This is a genomic window from Pseudosporangium ferrugineum (assembly GCF_003002065.1).
In the GTDB taxonomy this organism is placed as follows: domain Bacteria; phylum Actinomycetota; class Actinomycetes; order Mycobacteriales; family Micromonosporaceae; genus Actinoplanes; species Actinoplanes ferrugineus_A.
Genome location: NZ_PVZG01000013.1, coordinates 87910 through 112044, shown reverse-complemented (window position 1 = coordinate 112044; position 24135 = coordinate 87910). Strand labels below are relative to the sequence as shown.

The 24135-nt window shown below is 72.2% G+C and carries 25 protein-coding genes; 11 read left to right on the top strand and 14 right to left on the bottom strand.

Going from position 1 to position 24135, the window contains the following annotated elements:
• Window positions 1-68 precede the first annotated feature (68 nt).
• Entirely contained in the window at window positions 69-1316 is a 1248-nt protein-coding gene (locus CLV70_RS25605) for a class I SAM-dependent RNA methyltransferase (protein ID WP_106129147.1), read from the bottom strand.
• Window positions 1313-3379: an APC family permease gene (locus tag CLV70_RS25600; protein ID WP_211303878.1), complete on the bottom strand. Its 2067-nt coding sequence runs from the start codon at window positions 3377-3379 to the stop codon at window positions 1313-1315. Before CLV70_RS25600 ends, CLV70_RS25605 begins: the two co-directional genes overlap by 4 nt.
• A 112-nt stretch (window positions 3380-3491) precedes the next feature.
• Between CLV70_RS25600 and CLV70_RS25595 the strand changes: the two genes are divergently transcribed.
• Window positions 3492-4160 carry a potassium channel family protein gene (locus CLV70_RS25595; protein ID WP_106129145.1) on the top strand — a complete coding sequence of 223 codons (669 nt, stop codon included), beginning with the start codon at window positions 3492-3494 and terminating at the stop codon, window positions 4158-4160.
• Window positions 4157-4831 carry a potassium channel family protein gene (locus CLV70_RS25590; RefSeq protein ID WP_106129144.1) on the top strand — a complete coding sequence of 225 codons (675 nt, stop codon included), beginning with the start codon at window positions 4157-4159 and terminating at the stop codon, window positions 4829-4831. Before CLV70_RS25595 ends, CLV70_RS25590 begins: the two co-directional genes overlap by 4 nt.
• 96 nt (window positions 4832-4927) lie before the next feature.
• Here the strand turns inward: CLV70_RS25590 and CLV70_RS25585 are convergent, their stop codons facing one another.
• The 4 genes from CLV70_RS25585 to dut form a co-directional block, all read right to left on the bottom strand.
• Complete coding sequence (locus tag CLV70_RS25585) at window positions 4928-5716, bottom strand: DUF3159 domain-containing protein (protein WP_106129143.1); 789 nt, start codon at window positions 5714-5716, stop codon at window positions 4928-4930.
• Window positions 5713-6093: an OB-fold nucleic acid binding domain-containing protein gene (locus tag CLV70_RS25580; RefSeq protein ID WP_106129142.1), complete on the bottom strand. Its 381-nt coding sequence runs from the start codon at window positions 6091-6093 to the stop codon at window positions 5713-5715. Before CLV70_RS25580 ends, CLV70_RS25585 begins: the two co-directional genes overlap by 4 nt.
• A gap of 152 nt (window positions 6094-6245) precedes the next feature.
• Window positions 6246-6971 (bottom strand): DUF3710 domain-containing protein, encoded by a 726-nt coding sequence (locus CLV70_RS25575; RefSeq protein ID WP_106129141.1) that lies wholly within the window; start codon window positions 6969-6971, stop codon window positions 6246-6248.
• Window positions 6972-6991: 20 nt separating this feature from the next.
• A complete protein-coding gene (gene dut / locus CLV70_RS25570; RefSeq protein WP_106129140.1) occupies window positions 6992-7495 on the bottom strand; it encodes a dUTP diphosphatase in 504 nt (167 codons plus the stop codon).
• Window positions 7496-7588: 93 nt separating this feature from the next.
• On the opposite strand from dut, the gene CLV70_RS25565 reads away from it, so the two are divergent.
• A complete protein-coding gene (locus CLV70_RS25565) occupies window positions 7589-8071 on the top strand; it encodes a DUF3093 domain-containing protein (protein WP_106129139.1) in 483 nt (160 codons plus the stop codon).
• On the opposite strand, the gene CLV70_RS25560 is transcribed toward CLV70_RS25565, so the two are convergent.
• Both CLV70_RS25560 and CLV70_RS25555 read right to left on the bottom strand, forming a co-directional pair.
• Window positions 8058-8828: a hypothetical protein gene (locus CLV70_RS25560; protein ID WP_106129138.1), complete on the bottom strand. Its 771-nt coding sequence runs from the start codon at window positions 8826-8828 to the stop codon at window positions 8058-8060. The two genes, CLV70_RS25565 and CLV70_RS25560, sit on opposite strands and share 14 nt — an antisense overlap.
• A 219-nt stretch (window positions 8829-9047) precedes the next feature.
• Window positions 9048-9344 (bottom strand): DUF4193 domain-containing protein, encoded by a 297-nt coding sequence (locus tag CLV70_RS25555; protein ID WP_023561654.1) that lies wholly within the window; start codon window positions 9342-9344, stop codon window positions 9048-9050.
• A 367-nt stretch (window positions 9345-9711) separates the two neighbouring features.
• Between CLV70_RS25555 and CLV70_RS25550 the strand changes: the two genes are divergently transcribed.
• Entirely contained in the window at window positions 9712-10251 is a 540-nt protein-coding gene (locus tag CLV70_RS25550; RefSeq protein WP_106129137.1) for a LytR C-terminal domain-containing protein, read from the top strand.
• 23 nt (window positions 10252-10274) lie between these two features.
• Here the strand turns inward: CLV70_RS25550 and CLV70_RS25545 are convergent, their stop codons facing one another.
• Window positions 10275-11093 (bottom strand): inositol monophosphatase family protein, encoded by an 819-nt coding sequence (locus CLV70_RS25545; RefSeq protein WP_106129136.1) that lies wholly within the window; start codon window positions 11091-11093, stop codon window positions 10275-10277.
• Between the two features lie 254 nt (window positions 11094-11347).
• On the opposite strand from CLV70_RS25545, the gene CLV70_RS25540 reads away from it, so the two are divergent.
• Both CLV70_RS25540 and CLV70_RS25535 read left to right on the top strand, forming a co-directional pair.
• The gene (locus tag CLV70_RS25540; RefSeq protein WP_106129135.1) at window positions 11348-12916 is read left to right on the top strand and encodes an RNA polymerase sigma factor; all 1569 of its coding nucleotides are present in this window, start codon (window positions 11348-11350) and stop codon (window positions 12914-12916) included.
• A gap of 368 nt (window positions 12917-13284) precedes the next feature.
• Complete coding sequence (locus CLV70_RS25535) at window positions 13285-13524, top strand: DUF7455 domain-containing protein (RefSeq protein WP_106129273.1); 240 nt, start codon at window positions 13285-13287, stop codon at window positions 13522-13524.
• 493 nt (window positions 13525-14017) lie between these two features.
• Here CLV70_RS25535 and CLV70_RS25530 read toward each other — a convergent pair whose 3' ends face one another.
• The 3 genes from CLV70_RS25530 to CLV70_RS25520 form a co-directional block, all read right to left on the bottom strand.
• A complete protein-coding gene (locus tag CLV70_RS25530; RefSeq protein WP_106129134.1) occupies window positions 14018-15748 on the bottom strand; it encodes a DEAD/DEAH box helicase in 1731 nt (576 codons plus the stop codon).
• Window positions 15749-15853: 105 nt separating this feature from the next.
• Window positions 15854-16468, bottom strand: coding sequence for a trimeric intracellular cation channel family protein (locus CLV70_RS25525; protein ID WP_106129133.1), 615 nt, complete (start codon window positions 16466-16468; stop codon window positions 15854-15856).
• 16 nt (window positions 16469-16484) lie between these two features.
• Entirely contained in the window at window positions 16485-16703 is a 219-nt protein-coding gene (locus tag CLV70_RS25520; RefSeq protein WP_106129132.1) for a DUF3039 domain-containing protein, read from the bottom strand.
• 194 nt (window positions 16704-16897) lie between these two features.
• Between CLV70_RS25520 and CLV70_RS25515 the strand changes: the two genes are divergently transcribed.
• Window positions 16898-17845: a pseudouridine-5'-phosphate glycosidase gene (locus tag CLV70_RS25515; RefSeq protein ID WP_106129272.1), complete on the top strand. Its 948-nt coding sequence runs from the start codon at window positions 16898-16900 to the stop codon at window positions 17843-17845.
• Between the two features lie 10 nt (window positions 17846-17855).
• Window positions 17856-18746, top strand: a complete 891-nt coding sequence (locus tag CLV70_RS25510) for a carbohydrate kinase family protein (RefSeq protein WP_106129131.1) — start codon at window positions 17856-17858, stop codon at window positions 18744-18746.
• Between the two features lie 126 nt (window positions 18747-18872).
• On the opposite strand, the gene CLV70_RS25505 is transcribed toward CLV70_RS25510, so the two are convergent.
• Complete coding sequence (locus CLV70_RS25505) at window positions 18873-19229, bottom strand: DUF3099 domain-containing protein (protein WP_106129130.1); 357 nt, start codon at window positions 19227-19229, stop codon at window positions 18873-18875.
• 104 nt (window positions 19230-19333) lie between these two features.
• Between CLV70_RS25505 and CLV70_RS25500 the strand changes: the two genes are divergently transcribed.
• A complete protein-coding gene (locus tag CLV70_RS25500; RefSeq protein WP_106129129.1) occupies window positions 19334-21712 on the top strand; it encodes a putative bifunctional diguanylate cyclase/phosphodiesterase in 2379 nt (792 codons plus the stop codon).
• On the opposite strand, the gene CLV70_RS25495 is transcribed toward CLV70_RS25500, so the two are convergent.
• Entirely contained in the window at window positions 21666-22244 is a 579-nt protein-coding gene (locus tag CLV70_RS25495) for an HhH-GPD-type base excision DNA repair protein (RefSeq protein WP_106129128.1), read from the bottom strand. The two genes, CLV70_RS25500 and CLV70_RS25495, sit on opposite strands and share 47 nt — an antisense overlap.
• 122 nt (window positions 22245-22366) lie before the next feature.
• On the opposite strand from CLV70_RS25495, the gene darT reads away from it, so the two are divergent.
• Together darT and darG are read left to right on the top strand one after the other, a co-directional pair.
• Window positions 22367-23047 (top strand): type II toxin-antitoxin system toxin DNA ADP-ribosyl transferase DarT, encoded by a 681-nt coding sequence (darT, locus tag CLV70_RS25490; RefSeq protein ID WP_158277827.1) that lies wholly within the window; start codon window positions 22367-22369, stop codon window positions 23045-23047.
• On the top strand, window positions 23044-24117 hold the full coding sequence (gene darG, locus CLV70_RS25485; protein WP_211303877.1) for a type II toxin-antitoxin system antitoxin DNA ADP-ribosyl glycohydrolase DarG: 1074 nt from the start codon (window positions 23044-23046) through the stop codon (window positions 24115-24117). Before darT ends, darG begins: the two co-directional genes overlap by 4 nt.
• Window positions 24118-24135 lie beyond the last annotated feature (18 nt).

Below are 24135 nucleotides of genomic sequence, written 5' to 3'. Positions count from 1 at the left end.
TTCCGCACCTGGCGCGATCGGCTACTGCGACGTCCTCCACAAAATCTGCACAACGCCCGAGCCATGACTCATCTCACGAGCAGCGCCACGCACTCCACGTGCTGGGTCATCGGGAAGCAGTCGTACGCCTTGAGCCCCGCGACCCGCCACCCCAGCTCGGTGAACGTGCGCACGTCCCGGGCCAGCGCCGCCGGGTCGCAGGCCACGTACGCGACCGCCCGGGGCCCGGCCGCCGCGATGCCCCTGACCACCTTCGCGCCCGCCCCGGACCGCGGCGGATCCAGCACGACCAGGTCGACCGGGCCGGCCAGGCGCCGCCGGGCCAGCGCGACGTCCACCTTCGCCGCCACCACCTCGACGGGCAGGTCGGCGAGGTTGCGCCGGGCCGCGGCCACCCCGGCCGGGGACGACTCGACGACCGTGGTCCGCGCCCCGGTCCGCTCCGCGAGGGCCGCGGCGAACAGGCCCGCGCCGCCGTAGAGGTCCCAGGACGATTCGCCGGGGCGGGGGTCGAGCAGCTCCAGCACCGTGGCGACGAGGGTGTCGGCGGCGGCCGGGTGGATCTGCCAGAAGCCCTCGGCGGGCACCTGCCACCCGCGCCCCGCCGCCAGCTCGCGCACCTCGGCGGAGCCGGCCAGCAGGGCACGGTCGCCGCCGTGCGCCTCGTCCAGCAGGTCGCCGGGGGCGGGGGCGGTGTTGCGGGCGTACACGGTCACGTCGCCGCCGGTCGACGCCACCGCCTCGACCGCGGAGACGCCCGGCCAGGCGCGTGCCGTCACGTCCAGCTCCTGCACGAGCGGGTGGGCGATCCGGCAGCGGTCGATCGGGACGACCTCGTGCGAGCGGTGCTTGAGCAGGCCGGGCCGGTCGGCGGCGTCGACGGCGTACCGCACCCGGGTGCGCCAGCCGAGCGGGCCGCCCGGCAGCGGCTCCACGCGTACGCCGAGGGTGTCGGTCAGGCCGCCCATGCGCGTGAGCAGCTCGCGCACGACCGCGGTCTTCCACTCCAGCTGCGCGGCCGGAGCGACATGCTGCAGATCGCAACCCCCGCAGAGACCGGGCTTCGCGTACGGGCAGGGCGGCGTGACCCGGTCCGGCGAGGCCCGGTGCACGGCCACGGCGTCGGCGCGCAGGTAGCCGCGGTGCAACTCGGTGATCTCGGCGGTGACCCGCTCCCCCGGCAGCGCGTGGCGCACGAAGACGACCTGCCCGTGCTCGTCGCCGATCCGCGCCACGCAGTGCCCGCCGTGCGCGGGAGCACCGACCGTGACCTCGACCCGGTCGCCCTCGACGAGCTCGTCCCCGGCCGTGCTCATCGGCTCTCTCCCGTTTCCGTGGAGGCGGGCGGCGTCTCCGGCTGCTTGGCGCCCGCCGGCACCGCGTGGTCCGTCCGGCGGGTCCGCGGGCCCCGCGCCGGCGCCCGGCTCAGGTCGCGGTCCAGCCGGTCCAGGTCGCGGTCCTGGCTGGAGCGCAGCTGCCACGGCACGCTGGTCACCATCACGCCCGGCTCGAACAGCAGCCGGCCCTTGATCCGCAGCGCGCTCTGGTTGTGCAGCAGGTTCTCCCACCAGCGGCCCACCACGTACTCGGGGACGAAGACGGTGACCACGTCGCGCGGCGAGCCGCGGCGCACGCTCTTGACGAAGTCGATGATCGGCCGGGTGATCTCCCGGTACGGCGAGTCGACCACGGTCAGCGGCACCGGGATCTGCCGCCGCTCCCACTCCGCCTGGATCTTGCGGGTGTCCTTGTCGTCCACGTTGACCGTCACCGCGGTCAGCGTGTCCGGCCGGGTCGCCTGCGCGTACGCCACCGCCCGCAGGGTCGGCAGGTGCACCTTGCTGACCAGCACGATCGCGTGGTTGCGCGAGGGCAGCACCGGGCGTTCCTCGGTGGGCTGCAACTCCTCGGCGACCCGCACGTAGTGCTTGCGGATGCTCAGCATGAGCACGTAGATCAGCACCATCCCGGCGATCGCGATCCACGCGCCCAGCAGGAACTTGGTGATCAGTACGACGACCAGCACCGCGCCGGTCATCGCCATGCCGAAGGTGTTGATCGCCCGGGAGCGGAACATCTGCCGGCGCTTGAGCGGATCGCGCTGGGTCCGCAGCAGCCTGTTCCAGTGCTTGATCATCCCGGCCTGGGAGAGCGTGAACGACACGAAGACGCCCACGATGTAGAGCTGGATGAGCCGGGTGACCTCGGCGTCGAACGCCACGATCAGGGTCATCGCCGCGACGGCCAGGAAGATGATGCCGTTGCTGAAGGCCAGGCGGTCGCCGCGGGTGTGCAGCTGGCGCGGGAGGTACCGGTCCTGGGCGAGGATCGAGCCGAGCACCGGGAAGCCGTTGAAGGCGGTGTTCGCGGCCAGGAACAGGATCAGCGCCGTGACCGCGCCGACCAGGTAGAGCAGGATCGAGCCGTTGCCGAAGACCGTCTCGCCCAGCTGGGTGGTGACCGTCTTCTGCACGTACCCGGGCGGGCCGCCGACGATCTGCGCCGGGTCCTCGACGAACTGCAGGTGGGTCGCGCGGGCCAGCATCACGATGCCGACCAGCATCATGATGGCGATGCCGCCGAGCAGCAGCAGCGTGGTGGCCGCGTTCTTGCTCTTCGGCGCCTTGAAGGCGGGCACGCCGTTGGAGATGGCCTCCACCCCGGTCAGCGCCGCGCAGCCCGACGAGAACGTGCGCAGCAGCAGGAACACGAACGCGAAGCTGGTGAGGTGGTGCTCCTCGGCGTCGATGACCAGGCCGGCGCTCGGCGCGCGCAGGTCCTGCCCGAGCACGAAGACCCGGACCAGGCCGGTGACGATCATGCCGAGAATGACGATGATGAACGCGTACGTCGGGACGGCGAACGCCGTGCCGGACTCCCGCAGGCCGCGCAGGTTGAGCGCGCCGAGCACGACGATGGCCGCGATCGCGATGCCGATCTTGTGCTCGGCGACGAACGGCACCACCGAGCCGAGGTTGGAGACGCCGGCGCTGACCGACACGGCGACCGTCAGGATGTAGTCGACCAGCAGCGCGCTGGCCACCGCCACGCCGAACTTCGGGCCGAGGTTGACCGTCGCCACCTCGTAGTCGCCGCCGCCCGACGGGTACGCGTGCACGTTCTGCCGGTAGCTCGCCACCACGGTCACCATGACCACGGCGACGGCCAGCGTGATCCACGGTGAGTAGAGGAAGGCACCCGCCCCCGCGATGGAGAGGGTGAGCAGGATCTCGTCGGGCGCGTAGGCGACGCTCGACAGCGCGTCGGACGCGAACACGGGCAGCGCGATCCGCTTCGGCAGCAGCGTGTGCTGCAGCCGGTCGGAGCGGAAGGGCCGGCCGAGCAGCAGGCGCTTGGCTAGGGACGTCGAACTCGCCACAAGCGCCAAGAGTACGGCGGCAGGCGCCACGCCGTCGGCCGCCCCGGCCAGCGTCCGTCGCACGGACATGGCACGCTCTGCCCATAGGCAACCCGCGGGAAGGCAGACGACGTTGCACGTGGTGATCATGGGCTGCGGCCGGCTCGGCTCGACGCTGGCCCACAAGCTCGACGCCCGCGGCCACTCGGTCGCGATCATCGACCAGAATTCCGACGCCTTCCGCCGGCTCGGCGCCGAGTTCAGCGGCCTCACCGTCACCGGCATCGGCTTCGACCGCGACGTGCTCCGGCAGGCCGGCATCGAGCGCGCCGACGCCTTCGCCGCGGTGTCGAGCGGCGACAACTCGAACATCATCTCCGCGCGCCTGGCCCGCGAGACGTACGGCGTGTCCCGCGTGGTCGCCCGCATCTACGACGCCCGCCGCGCGCTGGTCTACGAGCGCCTCGGCATCCCGACCGTGGCCACGATCCGCTGGGCCGCCGACCGCATGGTCCGGCACCTGGTCCCCGAGGGCACGGTCGAGGTGTTCCGCGACCCGACCAGCGCCATCTCGATCGTCGAGGCCCCGCTGCACCGCGAGTGGGTGGGCCACACGGTGAAGGCGCTGGAGGAGGCCACCGGCGCCCGGGTGGCGTACCTGATGCGCTTCGGCATCGGCTCGCTGGCCACGCCGTCCACCGTGCTGCAGGACGGCGACCAGGTCTTCGTGCTGGTCACCGACGACATCGTCGATCAGGTGCTCGCGGCCGCCGCGACCACCGAGGTGGGGGGTCACCGGTGAGGATCGCCATCGCGGGCGCCGGCAACGTGGGCCGGTCCATCGCCCAGGAGCTCATCGGCAACGGCCACCACGTCATGCTGATCGAGCGCCAGCCCCGCCAGCTGCGCCCCGAACGGGTGCCGGAGGCCGACTGGGTGCTGGCGGACGCCTGCGAGGTGAGCAGCCTCGAGGAGGCCGACGTGGCCGGCTGCGACGTGGTCATCGCGGCCACCGGCGACGACAAGGCGAACCTGGTGGTCTCGCTGCTGGCCAAGACGGAGTTCGCGGTCAACCGGGTGGTCGCCCGGGTCAACCGGGCCGAGAACGAGTGGCTGTTCACCGAGCAGTGGGGCGTCGACGTCGCGGTGAGCAAGCCGCGCCTGATGGCGGCCCTGGTCGAGGAGGCGGTCACCGTCGGCGACCTGGTCCGGATCATGACGTTCCGGCAGGGCGAGGCCAACCTGGTGGAGATCACGCTGCCGGCGAACGCCCCGTACGTCGGCGAGCCGGTCCGCTCGGTGCCGATGCCCCGGGACTCGGCGCTGGTCGCCGTGCTCCGCGGCAAGCGCGTGCTGGTGCCCACCCCGGACGACCCGCTCGAGGCCGGCGACGAACTGATCTTCGTCTGCACCTCCGAGGTCGAGGACGCGGTCCGCGCCGTCGTCCTCGGCAAGACCGGCGACCTCGGCTGACCCCACCGACCCCGCCCGTCCGGCGGGTCCGGCCCCGCCCCGTCCGGGGAACGCCCCCGCCCAAGCCTGGCTCGGACGGCCGGCCCGGCTCAGGCCTCAGGCGGCCTCGGCCGGTTCCTGCTCGGCGGCCTGGGCCGAGGTCACCCGGTGCACCGCCCACGCCGTGAAGGCGAACGTGGCCGCGTAGATGGGCCAGCTGATCAGGACCCGCACGATGCCGATCGCGTTGGCCTCGTCGGCCAGGTAGAGCCAGCCCTGCACGCCCGCGCGGACGAAGAGCGAGGCGGCCCAGAGCAACGTCAGCCATTGGAACGTACGGAAGAGCTTCGGGTTGTCGAACCAGTCGTGCTTGCCGCCGTTGGCCAGCACGCCCCACACGTACCCGATGATCGGGCGGCGGACCGCGACCGACGCGATCAGCAGGACCACCTGTCCCAGGGTGAGCAGGATGCCCGGCAGATAGAAATTCTTGGCGTCGCCGGTCCGCCAGGCCAGGAAGGCGCCGACGGCGATGCCGAAGAGGCCGTTGACCGCGTGCCGGATCGGCTGCTTGCGGCTCAGCCGGTAGGCGCCGATGGCCAGTGCCGAGCCGACGCTGCCGCCGATCGCCCAGTAGAGGGCGGTCTTCTTCCCGAGGTCCAGGACGGCGTCCCCGAGCAGGACGTTGAGCACCACGAACACGAGCACCGGCAGGCTGGACTCGATGAGCCCGCGCACCCCGCCCAGCTGCTCGGAGATCTGCTCGCTCATCGAGGGAAAGGGTTCGTCCTCGTCCCTGCCCGGTTCCTTCACCGGGTGCAGGTCGAGTTCCTCGACAACCTCCTCGGCGACCCGCTCCTCCACCGTTTCGTGCGCGGCGTGACGGGGCTCGTTGCCGGGTGTCACCGGGGCGCCTCCAGCTCGTAGTACGGGTTGTAGATGACCTTGCGGTCGTCCCGGATCGCGATCCGGCCGCGCGCGGTGAGCTGGCGTCCCGGTTCGATGCCGACGATCGAGCGGCGGCCCAGGAAGACGAGCGTGACCACGTCGCTGCCGTCGTAGAGGTCGGCCTCCAGCGTCGGCAGGTTGGTCCGGGGAGTGTACGCCACCGTGCGCAGCCGGCCCGACACGGAGACGACCTGGCCGCGCTGGCACGTCCCGGCCGGCACGGCGCCGCACTTGGCGCTGTCGCGCTGCAACTCCTGCGCGTCGAGCTCCTCCTCGGAGGCGGTCAGCCGCTCGAAGAACCGGCGCAGTCCGGTGGTGCGCTCATCGGTCGTCATGACCTCTGCCACCTCTGTCGGCAAGCCACGGAACCACCGGAAGGGATACCGGTGGAGGCCTCAGTGTGGGAGCAGGCCCTCCGACCACGGTACGCCGGAAGCGCCCCCGGTGACCCACGTCACCGGGGGCGAATTCGATCAACCGCCCGGGCTCAGCGCGCGTGACGCCCGTTGACGCCCGGCGCCTGCTGGTTCGGCGCCACGTCCGGCGGCGTCGGATCCTCGTGGTGATGGTGGTCGTGCGCGTGCTCCTCGGCCGCCTGGGCCATCTCCCGGGGCAGCCGCAGCGGCAGCGCCTCGCGCACCGGCCGGGCCTCGTTGTCCCGGACCACGACCAGGCCGCGCAGGCAGTCGCCGAGCACGCCCTCCTGGGACGGGTCCGCGGCGGCCAGGCCCTGATAGAGGGCGCGGACCATCCAGCGCGGGCCGTCCACGCCGACGAAGCGGACGTCGGCCGGGCCGTCGGGCGTGTTCACCCGCGCGGTCAGCTCGATGCCGTACGGCCCGTCCACCTCGCGCGGGGCGGCACCGTCGGACTTCATCGCGGTGGCGATCTCCTCGCGCACCTCGTCCCAGATGCCCTCGCTCCGCGGCGCCGCGAAGACGCCCAGCTGGAGGGCGCTGTTGCCGTGCACCAGGACGATCTGCTCGACGCCGCCGTCCGGGTTGGCCTGCACCCGCACCTCGACCCCCTCGACCGCGGGGATCAGCAGGCTGCCGAGGTCGAGGCGCTGGATCCCGCCGGGCGCCTGCGCGCTGTCCCAGGGGCCGAAGTCGGGCGCCGGCGGGAGATCACCCATGCTCTGGGCGAGTGCCGCCGACTGCGGCGCGTCGTCCGGGCGTACGTGCCGCGGGCCTCCGCGCTTGCGGGAGAACATCTGCTTGCCACCTTCCCGATCTAGAACTGCTGTTGCGCCGGCGCCTCCACCGGCGGGGTGCCCGGCCCGGCACCTTGCTGCGGCAGGGCGCCGTGACCGCCGGTGGAACCGTGGCCGCCGGCACCGCGCGCGCTGTCGCCGAGCTCCTCGACGACGTGGAACACGGCCCGCTCGACCCGCTGGACGACCAGCTGGGCGATGCGGTCCCCCCGGGAGATCTTGACGCTGTGTTCCCGGTCGTGGTTGATCAGATTGACGAGGATCTCGCCGCGGTAACCGGCGTCGACCGTACCGGGCGCGTTCAGCACCGTCACGCCCAGGCGAGCGGCCAGCCCCGAGCGGGGATGCACCAGGCCCACGTAGCCGTCCGGGAGGGCGATCGCGACCCCGGTCGGCACGCACTTCCACGCGCCCGGGGGCAGCTCCACGGTCTCGGCCGCGTACAGGTCGGCGCCGGCGTCGCCGGGGTGCGCGTACGCCGGCAGCGGCAGGCCGGGGTCGAGGAGACGGACCTGGATGTCCACGGGCGGAAGTCCTCACGTCGAGCGGTTCGTGGCGGCACCCACCCTGCCATCCTGCCGTGGCCGGGGACGGAGGCGCGCCGTACCCTCACCAGCGTGACATCCGAGGCCTCCGCACGCACGGCCGGACCCACCGCGTACGCCGAACGCCTGCGCGCGCCCTGGTGGATGTGGCCGGCCGCGGCGGGCGTCGCCGCCCTGCTCGCGGCCGAGATCTGGATGGGCAGCGACGGCCTGCGCGCATGGGTGCCGTTCGCCGTCCTGCTCCCGCTGTCGGCGCTGCTGCCGTGGCGGCTGGGACGGCTCCGGGTGGCGGTCACGGCGACGGAGTTCCAGGTCGACGACGCCCGGCTGCCGCTGTGGGCGATCGGGGACGTGCTGGCGCTGGACGCGGACGGCAAGCGCGAGGCGCTCGGCGTCGGATCGCATCCGCTGGCGTTCGTGGTGCAGCGACCCTGGATCAAGGGCGCGGTCCAGGTGGTGCTCGACGACCCGGCCGACCCGACACCCTTCTGGGTGATCAGCACCCGGCACCCGGTCGAGCTGGCCACCGCCCTGCTGGCGGCTAAGCGGGGTTGATCGGGCGCTTCTTGCGCAGGTCCTTGACGAGCTTGTCGCCGAGGGAGCGGGTCGCCCGGCGGTTCAGGTAGCTGGCCACGGCCGCGCCGGTCAGCAGCGGTCCCATCGTGGTCAGGTTGCGCCCGAAGCGGCGCAGCAGGGTGCCCTGCAACTCCTTGCGGGCCGCCGTGCCCAGCACCGTCGCCACGCCGACGCCCGGCACCAACGGGTTGACCCCGCGCTGGCCGGACCAGGCCTGTACCAGCGCCACCGCCTTCTGCCCGGCGGTGCCGGCGACCGGGACGCCGTACACCTCGTGCAGCTCGCCGATCAGCTTCAGCTCGACCGCGACCACCGCCACCGTCTCGGCGGCGAGCAGCACCGGCGCCGAGAGCAGCGTGGGCGTGACGGCCCACTCGACCGAGGCCACGCCGCCACCGGCCGCACCCACCCCGGCGGTAGCCCGGGCGGCGTTGCGGATGAGACGCTCGGCGAGCTCGTCGCCGTCGAGGCCGTCGTGGTGGCGCCGCAGCGTCGCCAGGTCACGGACCGGTACGTGCGGAGCGACGTCGGCGACCACATCGGCCATCCAGCGCATCGCCGCCCGGGGCCGGAACAGCTGGCCCAGCCCCCGCCGGCGCACGTCGCCCACCAGGCGGCCGAGCAGGTGCCGGCGCTTCTCCGGCGCCAAGTCGTCGGCGGTCAGCGCGGCCACGGTGGCACCGATCTCGGCGTCCTCCGTGACCTGCTCCGGCGTTCCCGCCGGGTCGACCTTCATGAGCTCACGCCCCGGCTCTGCGGTCGGTGCCGAGTTCTCGTCTGGGCGGCTCATGGTGGTCGACCTCCCCGTTACGTCTGCCGTCGAAGACCCCTGTATCCAGTGAATCAGGCGGGCACACGGGTCACACGCCGCGCACGTCCCCGGGACGGGTCCCGGAGGGTCACGCGGCGCCCGGCCGTCGACGACGACCGGGTGGTTCCTGCGGCGAGGACGCGGTCAGGCGCACTCGCGGCAGATCAGTTCCCCGTTGCGCTCGACCGCCAGCTGGCTGCGGTGATGCACGAGGAAACAGCGGGCGCAGCGGAACTCGTCGGTCTGCATCGGCAGAACCTTGACGGTCAGTTCCTCGTCGGCCAGGTCGGCACCGGGGAGCTCGAAGCTCTCCGCCACCTCGACCTCGTCGACGTCCACTGCGCCCGACTGCGAGTCGGCGCGGCGGGCCTTGAGTTCCTCGAGGCTGTCCTCGCCGAGGTCGACCTCGTCGCGACGCGGAGCGTCGTAGTCGGTGGCCATCGGTTTTCACTCTCCTGTATCGATGTGTCACTTGGCGTAAGTAACGCCGGCGACGACGTTTCGGTTCCCGTTGTGACGGACTTTTCTCCCGGCCCGAACAGCAGGGAACGACCATCCGCCGAGGCGCCCCCACCCCCTCGTGAAACTGCCCCGGCAAACGCGGCACCTTACCGCCCTCGTGGGACGCTTGTACGTCCGCAGGCGGCCAATTGTTCCCGATGTGACTGAGGCGACATCAAGGTAGGGGCCCCAGCGCGTAGATCATCGTCGCCGCGCCGGAAACATTCCCTCTTTCCGCGCGCGCGCTTGCCAGACGCTAACCTCACCGGCAGACCCTTCTGCCACCTGACCGGGGAGTTCTCCACCCATGAGCTTTGCGCGCGTCCGAGCGCTCGTCGTGGTCGGCGTTCTCGCCGTCGCCGCCGTGGTCTTCGTCGTCGTGGCCCTCGTCCGCGACACCCAGCGGGGCGCGGTGGCCGACGGCGGCTGCGGTGACGGCTCGGTCCTGGCGAACATTACGCTGCCGGACGACCCCGAGCAGGTGACCGTCAAGGTCTACAACGGCACCGACCAGCAGGGACGCGCCGACAACGTCACGAACGAGTTCAAGAACCGGCGGTTCAAGACCCAGCCTCCGGCGGAGAACAACAAGAAGACCGACGGCGTCGCGGTCATGCGGTACGGCCCCGAGGCGGTCGGCTCGGCGTGGCTGCTGCGGGCGTACTTCCTGAACCAGGCCGACGTGCAGTACAACCCCAAGCGCAAGGGCGCCGTGGTCGACATCGTCATCGGCAGCCGGTTCCAGCAGCTCGCCACCACCACCGAGGTCAACCAGTCGCTGGTGGAGCTCGGCGAGCCGCAGCTCCCGCCGGGCGCGTGCGCCGCACCGGACAAGAAGGACTCCTGACCGGTGCGGGGCGGCCGCCGGGCTCAGGGACCGCCGGCCGCGTCCAGCTCCACGAGCGCGTCGTGCAGGGCCGGGAAGATGGCCGGCGGGGCGGCCACGAGCATGTCCTTGCCGGCCGGATGACCGTCGAGTCCGGACACCACCAGCCCCGCCTCGGTGGCGACCAGCCCGCCGGCCGCGTGGTCCCAGGCGTTGAGCCCCTTCTCGAAGTACGCGTCCACGCTGCCCTCCGCCGCCATGCAGAGGTCCAGCGAGGCGGCGCCGAAGCGGCGGATGTCGCGCACCCGGGTGATCAGGCCGGCCAGCACCGCACCCTGGTGCGCCCGCCGGGCCGGGTCGTAACCGAACCCGGTCGCCACCAGCGACTGGTCCAGCGTCGTGCGCGCCGAGCCGCCGAGCCGCCGGTCGCCGTGCCACGCGCCGCCGCCCAGGGTCGCCGTCCACTCGTCGCCGGTCGCGGCGTTGCGGACCACCCCGGCCACCACGGTGCCGTCCACCTCGGCGGCCAGCGACACCGCGTACTGCGGCAGGCCGTAGAGGTAGTTCACCGTGCCGTCGATCGGGTCGAGGATCCAGCGGACCCCGCCGGTGGCGGCGGTGCTGTCGCCGTACTCCTCACCCAGCACGCCGTCGCCCGGCCGCTCGCGCCGCAGCGCCTCCACGACCTGACGCTCCACGGCCTTGTCCGCCGCCGTCACCACATCGGTGTCGGTGCTCTTCGTCTGCACGTCGGTGATCGCCTCGGCGCGCATGCGCCGGGCCGTCCCCGCGGCCTCCCGTGCGATCCGTACGGCGATCGCCAGCAACTCCTCCGGCGTCGATACCCCGGCTTTCTCAGCCACCCCACACCGCCCTTTCAGCCGGTACCATTCTCCCGCCCGGCGCCCGAAGAGAGGTCGGCGACCCCCCGCGGCGTGCTGCGGCGGGAGGATCTCGCTGGACGGCGCTACAATTCACCCCTGCCCACGCTTCACGGACACCCGCCCGCAAGCCCGTCCGCGTCCCGCGGGCTCCCACACCACACCGGCCAGCCCCGTTCCGCCGCGTGCTGCGCCGGGCCCATGGCCGTGTTTCATCGCCCTCCGGAAGGTCATTCGTGACAGAAGCCCACCAGACCGGTGCCGACGTTCGCTCTCTCACCGAGGCCCTGATCGCCCACGCGCAGGGTGCGGGTGGGCAGATCACGTCGGCCGAGGTCGTGCAGACGGTCGAGTCCGCCGAGGTGACACCGGCCCAGGCCAAGAAGATCCTCCGTGCCCTCGTGGACGCGGGCGTCACGGTCGTCGTGGACGGCTCGGCGAGCACCCGCCGCCGGGTGGCCGCCGCGCGGGCCGCGACGCCGGCCTCGAAGGCCACCACCGCCAAGGCGACCCGCGCCCCGGCCAAGAAGGCCGCTCCCGCGCCGGCGCAGGCCGAGGGCGGCGCCGCCCCGGCCGCCACGCCGGCCACGGCCGCGAAGAAGGTGGCCGCCAAGAAGGCCCCCGCGAAGAAGGCCGCCGCCGGTCCGGCGAAGGCGACCAAGGCCACCAAGGCGGCCGCTCCGGGCGAGGGGCCCGCCGAGGGCGAGGAGATCGATCCCGAGGAGCTCGCCGCCGAGATCGAGGACGTCGTCGTGGAGGAGCCGCCCGCCCTGGTGCAGGCCGCCGCCACCGACGCCGCCAGCTCGGCCACCGACGGCGACTTCGAGTGGGACGACGAGGAGTCGGAGGCGCTCAAGCAGGCCCGCCGCGACGCCGAGCTGACCGCCTCGGCCGACTCGGTCCGCGCCTACCTGAAGCAGATCGGCAAGGTCCCCCTGCTGAACGCGGAGCAGGAGGTCGAGCTCGCCAAGCGCATCGAGGCCGGGCTGTACGCGGCCGAGCGGCTGCGCGCCTGCGACGAGGGCGAGGAGAAGCTCGACCGCAACTTCGAGCGCGACCTGCGCTGGATCGGCCGCGACGGCGAGCGCGCCAAGAACCACCTCCTCGAGGCCAACCTGCGCCTCGTGGTCTCGCTGGCCAAGCGCTACACCGGCCGCGGCATGGCGTTCCTCGACCTGATCCAGGAAGGCAACCTCGGCCTCATCCGCGCCGTCGAGAAATTCGACTACACCAAGGGCTACAAGTTCTCCACGTACGCCACCTGGTGGATCCGCCAGGCCATCACCCGCGCCATGGCCGACCAGGCCCGCACCATCCGCATCCCGGTGCACATGGTCGAGGTCATCAACAAGCTCGGCCGCATCCAGCGCGAGCTGCTCCAGGACCTGGGCCGCGAGCCCACCCCGGAGGAGCTGGCCAAGGAGATGGACATCACCCCGGAGAAGGTGCTGGAGATCCAGCAGTACGCCCGGGAGCCCATCTCGCTGGACCAGACCATCGGCGACGAGGGCGACAGCCAGCTCGGCGACTTCATCGAGGACTCCGAGGCGGTCGTCGCGGTCGACGCGGTGTCGTTCTCGCTGCTCCAGGACCAGCTCCAGCAGGTGCTCCAGACGCTCTCCGAGCGCGAGGCGGGCGTGGTGCGGCTGCGCTTCGGCCTCACCGACGGGCAGCCGCGCACGCTCGACGAGATCGGCCAGGTGTACGGGGTGACCCGCGAGCGCATCCGCCAGATCGAGTCGAAGACGATGTCGAAGCTGCGGCACCCGTCGCGCTCCCAGGTGCTGCGCGACTACCTCGACTGATCCCGGCCATCCCGCCGGCGGTGGTGCCCCGTGCACCCGCCGCCGGCGGAACCCGGGCTCAAGCGGGGCTCAAGATCCGCTGTCAGGTACTGGACACGGACACTTGATCAATACGGGAGAACCCGCCATTCAGTCAACATTGCGTGCCCTTTTCGTCACCACCCGTACATCATCGGGTGGTCATCAGACCGTTGTGCAGAAGTGATCGTTGACGTGGCACCCTTGGGGCACGGCACACTAGCCGGACCACGTGTGACTTGGGTCCCCCCAGGGCACAGTGGGAAGGCTGCAACGGCCAAGGGTGTTGCACGATGGGTGAGCAGTAGCCGAGGAACATGTTCATCGGTGACGACCAGAGGAGGAAGGCGATGACCCCGACTCTCACGCCGCCGGCGGGAAGCGTGGCCGGAACAGCAGCCGATGAACGGTGCGACCGCTGCAATGCAGCCGGGAAGCTCCGTTTGACTCTGGCTGGTGGCAGCGAGCTGGTGTTCTGCGGACACCACGCCAACAGGTACGCCGAGGACCTGGTGAAGATCGCGGTTCAGTACGCGGCCGACCCCGAGTTCACGTGGCGCGGCGCGGAAATGATGTCTAACTCCAACTAATCCCCGGATAGGCAACGGAAGGGCGTCCCGGTGTGGGGGCGCCCTTTTCCCGTCCCCGAAACCCACCCGCCGCCTGCCCGCGCCCGCATCAGCCGGATTTCCCGACCCCGCACCCGTCGGATTTCCCGACCCCACGCCCGTCGGCTCTCCCGACCCCGCGCCCATCGGCTCTCCCGACCGTGCCCATCGGCTCTCCCGCGCCCGGACCAGCCGACTGCCTCCGCCACCGGGGCCGCCGGCCGCCTTTGCCCGGCCGGCTGCCCGGCTGCCCGGCTGGCCGAACATGCCGGACGTGCGCAACGCGGCGGAGACGCCCGCAGAGGCCTCCGAGCCGTCGTGCTTTGCGAGCACCCCGCACCCGCCCACGGACGCCGACGCACCCGTCCACGGCCCTGCGGCCCCGGCGCAGCCGCTCAGCGGCTCCGTCCCGGACCTGCCGGCCCGGAACGCCGCCCAGGACCGCCCGCGCCCTCCCGGGCGCTTGGGGGCGCGCTCAGAACGTCTGGATGGTCGCGATCCGCTCCTCGAGCTGTTCGATCGTCGCCTGGGCGCTCGGCGGCCCCCCGCACAGCCGCCGCAGCTCCGCGTGGATCTTGCCGTGGGGCAGGTTGGTGCGGTGGTGGTGAGCGGCCACGAGCGTGTTCAGCTGCCGGCGCAGGGCGACCCGCCGTTCCGCCGCGCTCATCGTCACCACGGGTTCGCGGGGTGACGGGACCGTTTCCCTGGACGCCGACGCGGCCGCCCTCTTCTGGGCCGCGAGCTGTTCCGTCTGGCGCTTGTTCAGCAGGACGGCGACCTGGTCGGGGCTGAGCAGCCCGGGCAGGCCGAGGTATTCCTCCTCCTCGGGTGTGCCCGTACGGGCGCCCGTGCCGAAGGACGTGCCGTCGTAGATGACCTGGTCGAGTTCCGCCGTCGCGGACAGGGCCTCGAAGCGCTTCTCCAGCTCCCCCTCGGCGTCCTCGGTGCGTTGGGCGCGCTCGAGGAGGTCGTCGTCGAGCCCGTCCGGGTCCTTGGGGGCGCCCAGGATGTGGTCGCGCTGGGCCTCCATCTCGCTGGCGAGGCCGAGCAGGTGCGGGACGCTGGGCAGGAAGACGGTCGCGGTCTCGCCCTGGCGGCGGGCGCGGACGAAGCGGCCGATCGCCTGGGCGAAGTAGAGGGGCGTCGAGGCGCTGGTGGCGTACACGCCGACGGCCAGGCGGGGGATGTCGACGCCCTCGGAGACCATCCGGACCGCGACCAGCCAGCGCTGCTCGGAGAGGGCGAACTGGGCGATGCGGGCCGAGGCGCCCTGGTCGTCGGAGAGGACCACGACGGCCTTCTCGCCGGTGATCTCGTCGAGGAGCTTCGCGTACGCCCGGGCGGTCTGCTGGTCGCTCGCGATGACCAGGCCGCCGGCGTCGGTCATGCCGTGCGAGCGGAGGCGGGAGAGCCGGGCGTCGGCCGCCCGCAGCACCTGCGGCATCCAGTCGCCGCGGTGGTCCAGGGCGGTACGCCACGCCTGCGCGACGAGGTCCTTGGTCATCGGCTCGCCGAGGCGGGCCGCCAGTTCGTCGCCCGCGTTGGTGCGCCAGCGGGTCTCCCCCGAGTAGGCGAGGAAGATCACCGGCCGGACGACGCCGTCGCGCAGGGCGTCGCTGTAGCCGTACACCGAGTCGGAGCGGGAGCGTTGCAGGCCGTCGCCGCCGCGCTCGTACTCGACGAAGGGGATCGGGTTCTCGTCCGAGCGGAACGGCGTCCCCGTCAGCATCAGCCGGCGTTCGGCCTGGTCGAAGGCCTGTTTGACGCCGTCGCCCCAGGTGCGCGAGTCACCGGCGTGGTGGATCTCGTCGAGGATCACCATGGTGGGGCGGGTCATCGTGCGCCGCCGGTGCACCGCCGGCGCCATGCCCACCTGGGCGTACGTGAGCACAGCCCCGTGGAAGTCGCGCGCCGTGTGCACGTCCGAGTTGCGGAACGCCGAGTCGAGCTGGATCCCGACCCGGGCCGCGGCGTTCGCCCACTGGGTCTTCAGGTGCTCGGTGGGGCAGACCACGGTGACCGCCTCGACCGTGCCGTCGTTGAGCAGCTCGGCGGCGATGCGCAGGGCGAAGGTGGTCTTGCCCGCGCCCGGGGTCGCCACGGCCATGAAGTCGGGCGACCGTTTGCGCAGGTAACCGACCAGCGCCTTGCGCTGCCAGTCGCGCAGCGGGGGGAAGGTCTCGAGGTTCGGCAACGGCGGACTCAAGCTGCGGCGATCCCTTCCATAACACAACGCCAGTCACACAAACGCCCCCGCGGAATGCCGCGGGGGCGGAACCCAGCATAGCGGCGGAGGCCGCCCGCACCACGGCTACGGCACGGCCAGCGGGGCGGACCAGCGGCGGTACAGGGCGAGCAGGCGTACGGCCGTCATGCCCGCCGCCGCGGCGACCAGGGTGACCGGATCGGCGACGCCCAGCCAGCTCAGGACGGTGACGGCGACGGCACCGCCGAGCGCCACCACCGCGTAGATGTCGCGTTGCAGCACCGCCGGGATCTCGGCGGTGAGCAGGTCGCGGGCCACGCCGCCGCCGATGCCCGTGAGCATCCCCACCAGGCAGGCGCCCACCGGCGGTACGCCCGCGTGGAGGGCCTTGACCGTGCCGGTGACCGTGAACAGGCCCAGGCCCGCCGCGTCCAGGAGCAGCACGCCGCGCCGCAGCCGGTTGAGCTGCGGGTGGAAGCGGAACACGGCCAGCGAGGCGGCGACGGCGGTGACCGCGTACCGCCAGTCGGAGAAGGCGAGCGGGGGCGCCGCGCCGATCACGAGATCGCGCAGGATGCCGCCGCCCAGCGCCGCCACGAAGCCGACGAAGGCCACACCGAACACGTCGAGCCGCTTCGCGACCGCCGCTCCGGCGCCCGAGGCCGCGAAGACCGCCACTCCGACGAGGTCCGCGACGAGCAGGCTGTAGCTTCCCGTCACGGCGTGTTCTCCTCGCTCAGACCTGCATCGACTCGTAGATCTCCTTGCACTGCGGGCACACCGGGGAACCCGGCTTCGGCGACTTGGTCACCGGGAACTTCTCCCCGCACAGCGCCTCCACGAAGGTGCCCATGACGGCGCTCTCCGCGATCTTCTCCTTGCGCACGTAGTGGAACATCTCCGGCCCGGTATCGGCGTCCTTCGTCTCCGGGCGCTCGAGGATCTGCGTGCTCACAGCATCTGCCTCTCGTCAGGGTCCAAGCTCGTCGGTGTCAAAGCTCTCGTCGGTGTGACTGCTGCCGCGTGCCCCCCGGTCTCCGCGGCGGAAGCTCCAACCCGCAAGTCTGGCACCTCACGCCTGGTCGGTCCAACGACGGGCGCCCCGCGCGGCGCCGTACCGTTGCCATCGTGACCGATTCCACGCGGCCGGTGGGCCGCTTCACCATCCGTTACGGCGATCACGTGACCCGGGCCCGCCGCGACGGCCGCCCGGTGGTGGCGCTGGAGAGCACGATCGTCTCGCACGGCCTGCCCCGCCCCGACAACCTGCGCGTCGCCCGCGAGATCGAGCGGACCGTACGCGACAACGGCGCCGTCCCCGCCACGATCGGGATGATCGGCGGCGAGCTGATCGTCGGCCTGTCGGACGCCCAGATCGAGCACCTGGCCGGCGCGGACGGCGTGGCGAAGCTCTCCGTCCGGGACCTGGCCGTCGCGGCCGCGTCCGGCGCGGACGGCGCCACCACCGTCGCCGCGACCAGCGCGGTGGCCGCGTCGGCCGGCATCGGCGTGTTCGCGACCGGCGGCCTCGGCGGGGTGCACCGGGAGGCGAGCGCGACGTTCGACGAGTCCGCCGACCTGACCACGCTGGCCCGCACCCCGATCGTGGTGGTGTGCGCCGGCGTCAAGTCGATCCTCGACGTGGGCGCGACGCTGGAGCGCCTCGAGACGCTGGGCGTGTCCGTGGCCGGCTACGGCACCCGCCGCTTCCCCGGCTTCTTCGTCACCGACGGCGGCTTCGACGTGGACTGGCAGCTCGACTCCCCCGCGCAGGTGGCGGCGGTGATGGCGGCCCGCGAGGAGCAGGGCGTCGGCGCCGGCGCGCTGGTGCTCGGCAACCCGCTGCCGGCCGATGAGCAGCTCGACCCGGCCCTGCACGACCGCACTCTGGCCGAGGGCCTGGAGCTGCTGGCGCGGGACGGCGTCACCGGCAAGGCGGTGACGCCGTTCCTGCTGGCGCACTTCCACAGCAGCACCGAGGGTCGCAGCCTGGAGGTCAACGTCCGGATCATCCTGCGCAACGCGGCGCTGGCCGCGCAGATCGCCGCCGCGGCCACCCCGGCGCACGCGGCGCTCGGCTTCTCCCTGCCGGGATGAGGCAATCGGGATGAGGCGCTCCAGTGCGGGGGTGATCGTCGTCGGTGATCTGGTGACCGACGTCCTGGTGGTGCGCGCCGGCCCGCTCGCCGCCGGGTCGGACACCGACGCCCGGATCCGGGTCGGCGGCGGCGGCCAGGCGGCGAACACGGCCGCCTGGCTTGCCCACGCCGGCGCGGCGGTGACCCTGGTCGCGGCGGTCGGCGACGACCCGGCCGGCCGGGAACGGGTGGCCGAGCTCACGGACGCGGGGGTGCGCTGCGAGGTCCGGCGCCATCCGGACGCGGCGACCGGGAGCGTGGTCGTGCTCAGCACCCCCGACGAACGGACCATGATCACGGACCGGGGCGCGGCGGTGCTGCTGGACCCGGCCGACGTCGCGGCCGCGGTCAAGGGCGCCGGCGACGCCGGCCACCTGCACCTGTCCGGCTATCCGCTGCTCCACCCGGGCTCCCGGCCGGGCGGGCTGGCGGCGCTGGCCGCGGCCGCCGAGCGGGGCCTGACGACCAGCGTCGACGCGGCCTCGGCGGCGCCCTTGCGGCAGGTGGGTGACTTTCTCGAGCTCGTACGCGGAGCCGACCTGCTCCTCTGCAACGCCGACGAGGCGGACGTGCTGGCCGGCCCCGGCCGGCCGGAGGACCAGGCGGGGTTCCTCACCGCCTATGCCCGGAACGTGGTCGTCAAGCGTGGTGGGGACGGCGCCGTCTGGAAGATCCGGGACGGGGTGTTGCGGTCGGTGACGGGTGTCCGCGTACGGTCGCTTGATCCGACCGGTGCGGGTGACGCCTTCGCCGCGGGCCTGCTCGAGGCATGGTGTTCCGGCGCGGAGCCGCAGGCCGCGCTCGCCGCCGGCGCCGCACTCGGCGCGGCGGCCGTGCAGCGGGTCGGCGCGCGGCCCTGAGAGACGCCCGCGCGGCCCTGAGAGACGCCCGCGCGGCCCTGAGAGACGCCCGCGCGGCCTTAAGAAGGCAGCCGCGCCCCTGAGAAGGCAGCCGCGCGGCCGTGAGTAGGCAGCTCGGCCGGCGGTTCAGGTGGGCTCGACGTCGATGGTGCGGGGGGTCGTGGGCTGCGGGTCCGGCTGCTGGTCGAGGGCGCGCGGCGCCGGCGCGGGCCGGGGCGCGGGCGGGTTCGCGCGGCTCTTCGGCGGGCGGTCGTTGGCGATCAGGACCGCCGCCCAGGGCAGGAAGACCATGCCGGCCGCGCACAGGGTCAGCCACAGCGGGAGCAGCGGGGGCCGGACGCTGATCAGGATCGCGCCGACGATCAGGCAGGCGGCGCGCAGCGCCATCATCGAGACGTAGCGGATCTCCCGGCTGCGGAGTTGGTCGTTCTGGCTGCGGGCGGCGTCGGTGATCAGCACCGGCCGCTCCGGCTGCTTCTTCACCGGCTCATCCTTGCACCGACAGGGGGGCGCCGACCAGTTTCGACGCAGGCCTCCGGTCGTCGCCAAGTGTTTCAGTACGCCGCGCGCCGACCGATCTAGAGGCCGTGCGGGCGACCTCCTTGTTGCAGCGACGCCGGTGGGCCGGCATCGCGCTCGTCGTCGTGGTCGCCCTCGTCGGGACGCTCGCCTCGTGGGGCGCGGCCCGCAACGTCGGCGCCGACGAGCGGCGCTACGCCGCCCAGCTGATGGATCGCTACACCGCCGACCTCACCCGGGCGATCAACACCGAGCTGCAACGGTACGCCGACACGCTCACCGACGTCGCCATCGCCCTCGGCGCCCAGAGCGACCTCTCCGCCGCCGACTTCAACTGGATCACCGCCAAGGTGAGCAACCGGCGCATGCCCGGCGCGAGATCCCTCGCCTTCGTGGTCCCCGCGCCGGACGGGGACGTCGCCGCGGTGGGCGGCTACTGGCGCGGCCAAGGGGTCGCCGACCTGCGGCTCCGCCCGATCGGCACGGGGGTCGAGCACGCCTTCACGGTGTTCACCCGCTCGTTCGACGGCACCCGGCTGACGGCCGGCCTGGACCTGAGCGTCGCGCCCGAGGCGGTCGCCACCCTCGACGACGCGCGGGCCTCGGGCGGGTTCGCGGTCAGCCCGGCGTACGTCGTGCCGGAGGACCGGGACCGGCCGGCCGCGGCGCAACAGCGGTCGTTCACCTTCGCCGTACCCGTGTACTTCGTCGGGGGCACCTTCCGCGCCTGGCTGATCATGAGCGTGCACGGCGGTGACCTGCTCAACGACACGCTGCGGGAACAGGCGCACGGCGCGGTGACCGCCGAGCTGTCCGATCCGTCCGGCACCGGCGACCGGGCCGTCGCCGAGGCGACCGGGGAGTCCCGGCCGTCGGCCGCCCTCGACCGGACGTCGGTCGTCGCGGCCGGGCTGCGCACCTGGACCCTGCACGTGCACCCCAGCGCCCAGATGCTCGACGAGACCGAACGCGGCATCGTGGGTTCCACCTGGGCCGTCGCGCTGACCATCACGCTGCTGCTGACCGCCTTGATCGGACTGCTCACCGGCGCCCGGAACCGGGCCATGACCAGGGTCGACGTGGCCACCGCCGCGCTGCGCCGGGACATCGCGCGCCGGCAGGCGGTGGAGACCAAGCTGCGGGAGCGGGAGAACGAGCTGCGGCAGATGGCCCTGCACGATCCGCTGACCGGGCTCGTCAACCGGGCCGGCCTGGACGCCCGGCTCGCCGGGACGGTCGGGCGCCGGGCGGACATCGCGCTGCTGCTCATCGACCTGGACGACTTCAAGCTGGTCAACGACGCGTACGGGCACGCCGCCGGCGACACGGTGCTGACCGAGTTCGCGCACACCCTCCGCGCGACCGTCCGCGCCGACGACGTGGCCGCCCGCATCGGCGGCGACGAGTTCGTGGTGCTCCTCACCGAGATCCCGGACGCCGAGACCGCGATCGCCGCGGCCCAGCGCGTCGTGTCGGCGGCAGCCGCCTCCCCGGTGCGCCTCGGCGACGACAGCGTCCCGATCCGCGCCAGCGTCGGCGTGACCACCGCCCGCCCCGGCGACACCCCGAAGGACCTCCTGCGCCGCGCCGACATCGCGATGTACCAGGCCAAGCACCTCGGTACGCACGGCGTCCAGCTGCACGACCCGTCGATGACCGACCGCCGGGCGGCCGACGCCCAGCTCGGCGAGGACCTGGCCGGCGCGGTGGAGCGCGGCGAGCTGACGGTGCTCTACCAGCCCCTGGTGGACCTCACCGACGGCCGCCCGATCGGGGTGGAGGCGCTGGTCCGCTGGCAGCACCCCACCCACGGCACGGTGTCACCGGCCCGGTTCATCCCGATCGCCGAACGCAACGGCTCGATCAGCGCCCTCGGCCTGTGGGTCCTGCGCGAGGCGTGCGCCCAGGTCGTGGAGTGGGGCGCGGACACGTACGTCAGCGTCAACCTGTCGCCGCGGCAGCTCCAGGAGCCCACCCTGCTCCAGGACGTCCTGGCGGTCCTCGCCGCCACCGGCCTGCCCCCGGCCCGGCTCGTCCTCGAGATCACCGAGTCCGCCCTGGTCGACGACGCCGCGGGGATCACCATGCTGGCCGCCTTCCGCGAGCACGGCATCCGGGTGGCGATCGACGACTTCGGCACCGGCTACTCGTCGCTGCACTACCTGACCCGGCTCCCGGTCGACATCCTGAAGATCGACCGCAGCTTCGTGGCGGAGCTGAACGGCACCCCGGAGGGCGCCGGCATCACCGAGGCGATCCTGCGCCTCAGCCACGCCCTGCATCTGACCACGGTCGCGGAAGGCATCGAGACCACCGAGCAGGCCACCGAGTTGCAACTCCTCGGCTGCGGCATCGGCCAGGGCTACCTGTTCGCGCAGCCCCTCCCGGCGGGCGACGTCCTCACCCTGCTGTCGCACCCTTCGCCGCCGCCTTCATCTCTTTCTTGAACGCCCGCACCCGCACAAGCGAATCCCCGTCGACGATGTCGGCCACCGACCGATACGCCCCCTCCTCGCCGTACCCGCCGGCCGCCTCCCGCCACCCCGAGGGCCGCACGCCGTACTGCTTCCCGAGCAGAGCGGCGAAGATCTGCGACTTCTGCTTCCCGAACCCGGGCAGCGCGGCGATCCGCTTGACCAACTCCCGGCCGTCGGCGACCTCCCGCCACAGATTCGCAGCGTCACCGTCATAGCTGCCCACAATGACCCGGCACACCTCCTGCACCCGTCCGGCCATCGCCTTCGGAAAACGATGCAGCGCGGGCGGCTCGGCGAAGATCGCGACAAGCGCATCAGGATCGAACCCGGCAAGCTCGGTCGCGGTGGGCGGGTGCCCGAGCCGCTGAGCAAGCACGTACGGCGAACTGAACGCCTTCTCGAGCGGAATCTGCTGGTCCAGAACCATCCCGACGAGGAGGGCGAGAGGGTCCTGATTGAGCAGCTCGTTCGCTTCTTCTCCGATCGGGAGGGCGATGGCCATGATCGATTCCTGTCTTTCGTGAAGGCGCCGCCGCGCCGCCGGCTCAGCACGCTCCGTCGATGACATCCTGTTCCCGCCACCGGCCGTCGCGGCCGTTCGGGGATTCGGAGACCAACTACAGCATGACCGACGCAGTCGTACCAGCCACCGTCGACCGCTGGCTGTACCACTTCACACACGTCGACAACGTGACCGCCATCCGGGATGCCGGCTGCCTGAGTTGCGACGTCGTAGCGCGGCGTGGCATGACGCGATCAGAGGTCGGCGCGGCGGACATCAAGGAGGCGCGGCGGCAACGGACCATTCCAGTCCCCCCGGCGGGCCATGTCGGTGATTACGTACCGTTCTATTTCGCACCTCGCTCGCCCATGATGTACCGCATCGCGTGCGACCATCGTGACAGCGTGCCGGGTCGGTACCAGGGCGGCGACCTACCCCTGGTCTACCTGGTCACCACCGTGAAGGCCGTGGTGGAAGCCGGACTGACGTGGGTCGCCACCGATGGCAACGCCGCGACTGCGACCAGCGAATTCACGTCGGACCTGAACGACATGGCGCGGATGGTCGACTGGGAGCTGATGGGCGCCGAACGCTGGAACAACACTCCCGAAGACCCCGACCGCCAGCGACGACGTCAGGCCGAGTTTCTCGTGCACCGCTCGCTGCCCTTGACGCTCGTCCGATGGGTAGGGGTGCACAACAACCAGGTCAGGTCTCAAGTCGGTAAACTACTTATGGATCATGCTCTCGGAGAGCGGATTGTCGTCAGACCCCACTGGTACTACGGGTTCGGACGGAGGTGAGCAAGGTGATCGAGGAGGGCTCGGGCAACCTGTTGACGGCCGAGGTCGACGCACTCGTCAACACGGTCAACACGGTCGGCGTCATGGGCAAGGGCATCGCACTCCAGTTCAAGCGGGCCTTCCCGGCCAACTTCCGCGCCTACCGGGCCGCCTGCTCCCGGGGTGAGGTCCAACTCGGGGTGGTCTGGGCCTTCGACACGGGTGTCCTGGGCCCGCGACGATACATCCTCAATTTCCCGACCAAGTCGCACTGGCGAGACGACTCCCGGCTCGAGGACATCGCAGCCGGCCTGGAGTCGCTGGTCGCGACCGTGCTCGACCGAGGGATGACCTCGGTCGCGATTCCCGCACTCGGGTGCGGGAACGGCGGCCTGGCCTGGGAGGACGTACGACCGCTGATCGAGCGGGCCGCCGACCGGATGCCCGGGGTGCGCGTGGTGGTCTATCCGCCGGAGGGCGCCCCGTCACCGACAGCGATGCCGAACGCCATGCCGCGACCACCTCTCAACCCGTCGCGGGCCCTGTTGCTGACGACCATCAGCCGGTACCTGATACGCGCACGGCTCCAGGAAGTCCGGGACGGCGTCAGTGAGCTCGAGATCCAGAAGCTGGCCTACTTCCTCCAAGTGCTCGGGGCTCCCCTCCGCCTGACCTTCGTCCGGGGAACCTACGGGCCGTATGCCCCTGCGCTGAGCCGCACCCTGGACATGCTGGAGGGGCACCACCTGAACGGGCTCGGCGACAGATCGGCGCGGGTGACCGAATTCGCCCCGATCAACCCTGTCCGAGAAAGTGTCGAGGAGGCCGAGCGGCTCCTCCAGGACGAGCCTGCCGGCCTTCGCCGCCTCACGACGCTGCTGGAACTGGTCGACGGTTTCGAAACCCCATACAGCCTGGAACTTCTCGCCACGGTGCATTTCGCTTCCGGCCACGAGCCGGAGACGGCCGATCATGGCGCTCTTGCCGAGCGAGTCGCCTCCTGGAGCCTGCGCAAGGCCCGGATGTTCACCGACAAGCACGTTGCGGTAGCCGCGCGCCGGCTCGCCGAGGCCGGTCTTCTGCCTGCCTGACGGGTGACCACGCGGGCC

Bases quoted from the DNA above. Each gene is read 5' to 3' on its own strand.
- CLV70_RS25605 (WP_106129147.1), bottom strand. From the start codon at position 1,316: ATGAGCACGGCCGGGGACGAGCTCGTCGAGGGCGACCGGGTCGAGGTC.
- CLV70_RS25580 (WP_106129142.1), bottom strand. From the start codon at position 6,093: ATGACGACCGATGAGCGCACCACCGGACTGCGCCGGTTCTTCGAGCGG.
- CLV70_RS25575 (WP_106129141.1), bottom strand. From the start codon at position 6,971: ATGTTCTCCCGCAAGCGCGGAGGCCCGCGGCACGTACGCCCGGACGAC.
- CLV70_RS25560 (WP_106129138.1), bottom strand. From the start codon at position 8,828: ATGAAGGTCGACCCGGCGGGAACGCCGGAGCAGGTCACGGAGGACGCC.
- CLV70_RS25555 (WP_023561654.1), bottom strand. From the start codon at position 9,344: ATGGCCACCGACTACGACGCTCCGCGTCGCGACGAGGTCGACCTCGGC.
- CLV70_RS25550 (WP_106129137.1), top strand. From the start codon at position 9,712: ATGAGCTTTGCGCGCGTCCGAGCGCTCGTCGTGGTCGGCGTTCTCGCC.
- CLV70_RS25535 (WP_106129273.1), top strand. From the start codon at position 13,285: ATGACCCCGACTCTCACGCCGCCGGCGGGAAGCGTGGCCGGAACAGCA.
- CLV70_RS25510 (WP_106129131.1), top strand. From the start codon at position 17,856: ATGAGGCGCTCCAGTGCGGGGGTGATCGTCGTCGGTGATCTGGTGACC.
- CLV70_RS25495 (WP_106129128.1), bottom strand. From the start codon at position 22,244: ATGGCCATCGCCCTCCCGATCGGAGAAGAAGCGAACGAGCTGCTCAAT.
- darT (WP_158277827.1), top strand. From the start codon at position 22,367: ATGACCGACGCAGTCGTACCAGCCACCGTCGACCGCTGGCTGTACCAC.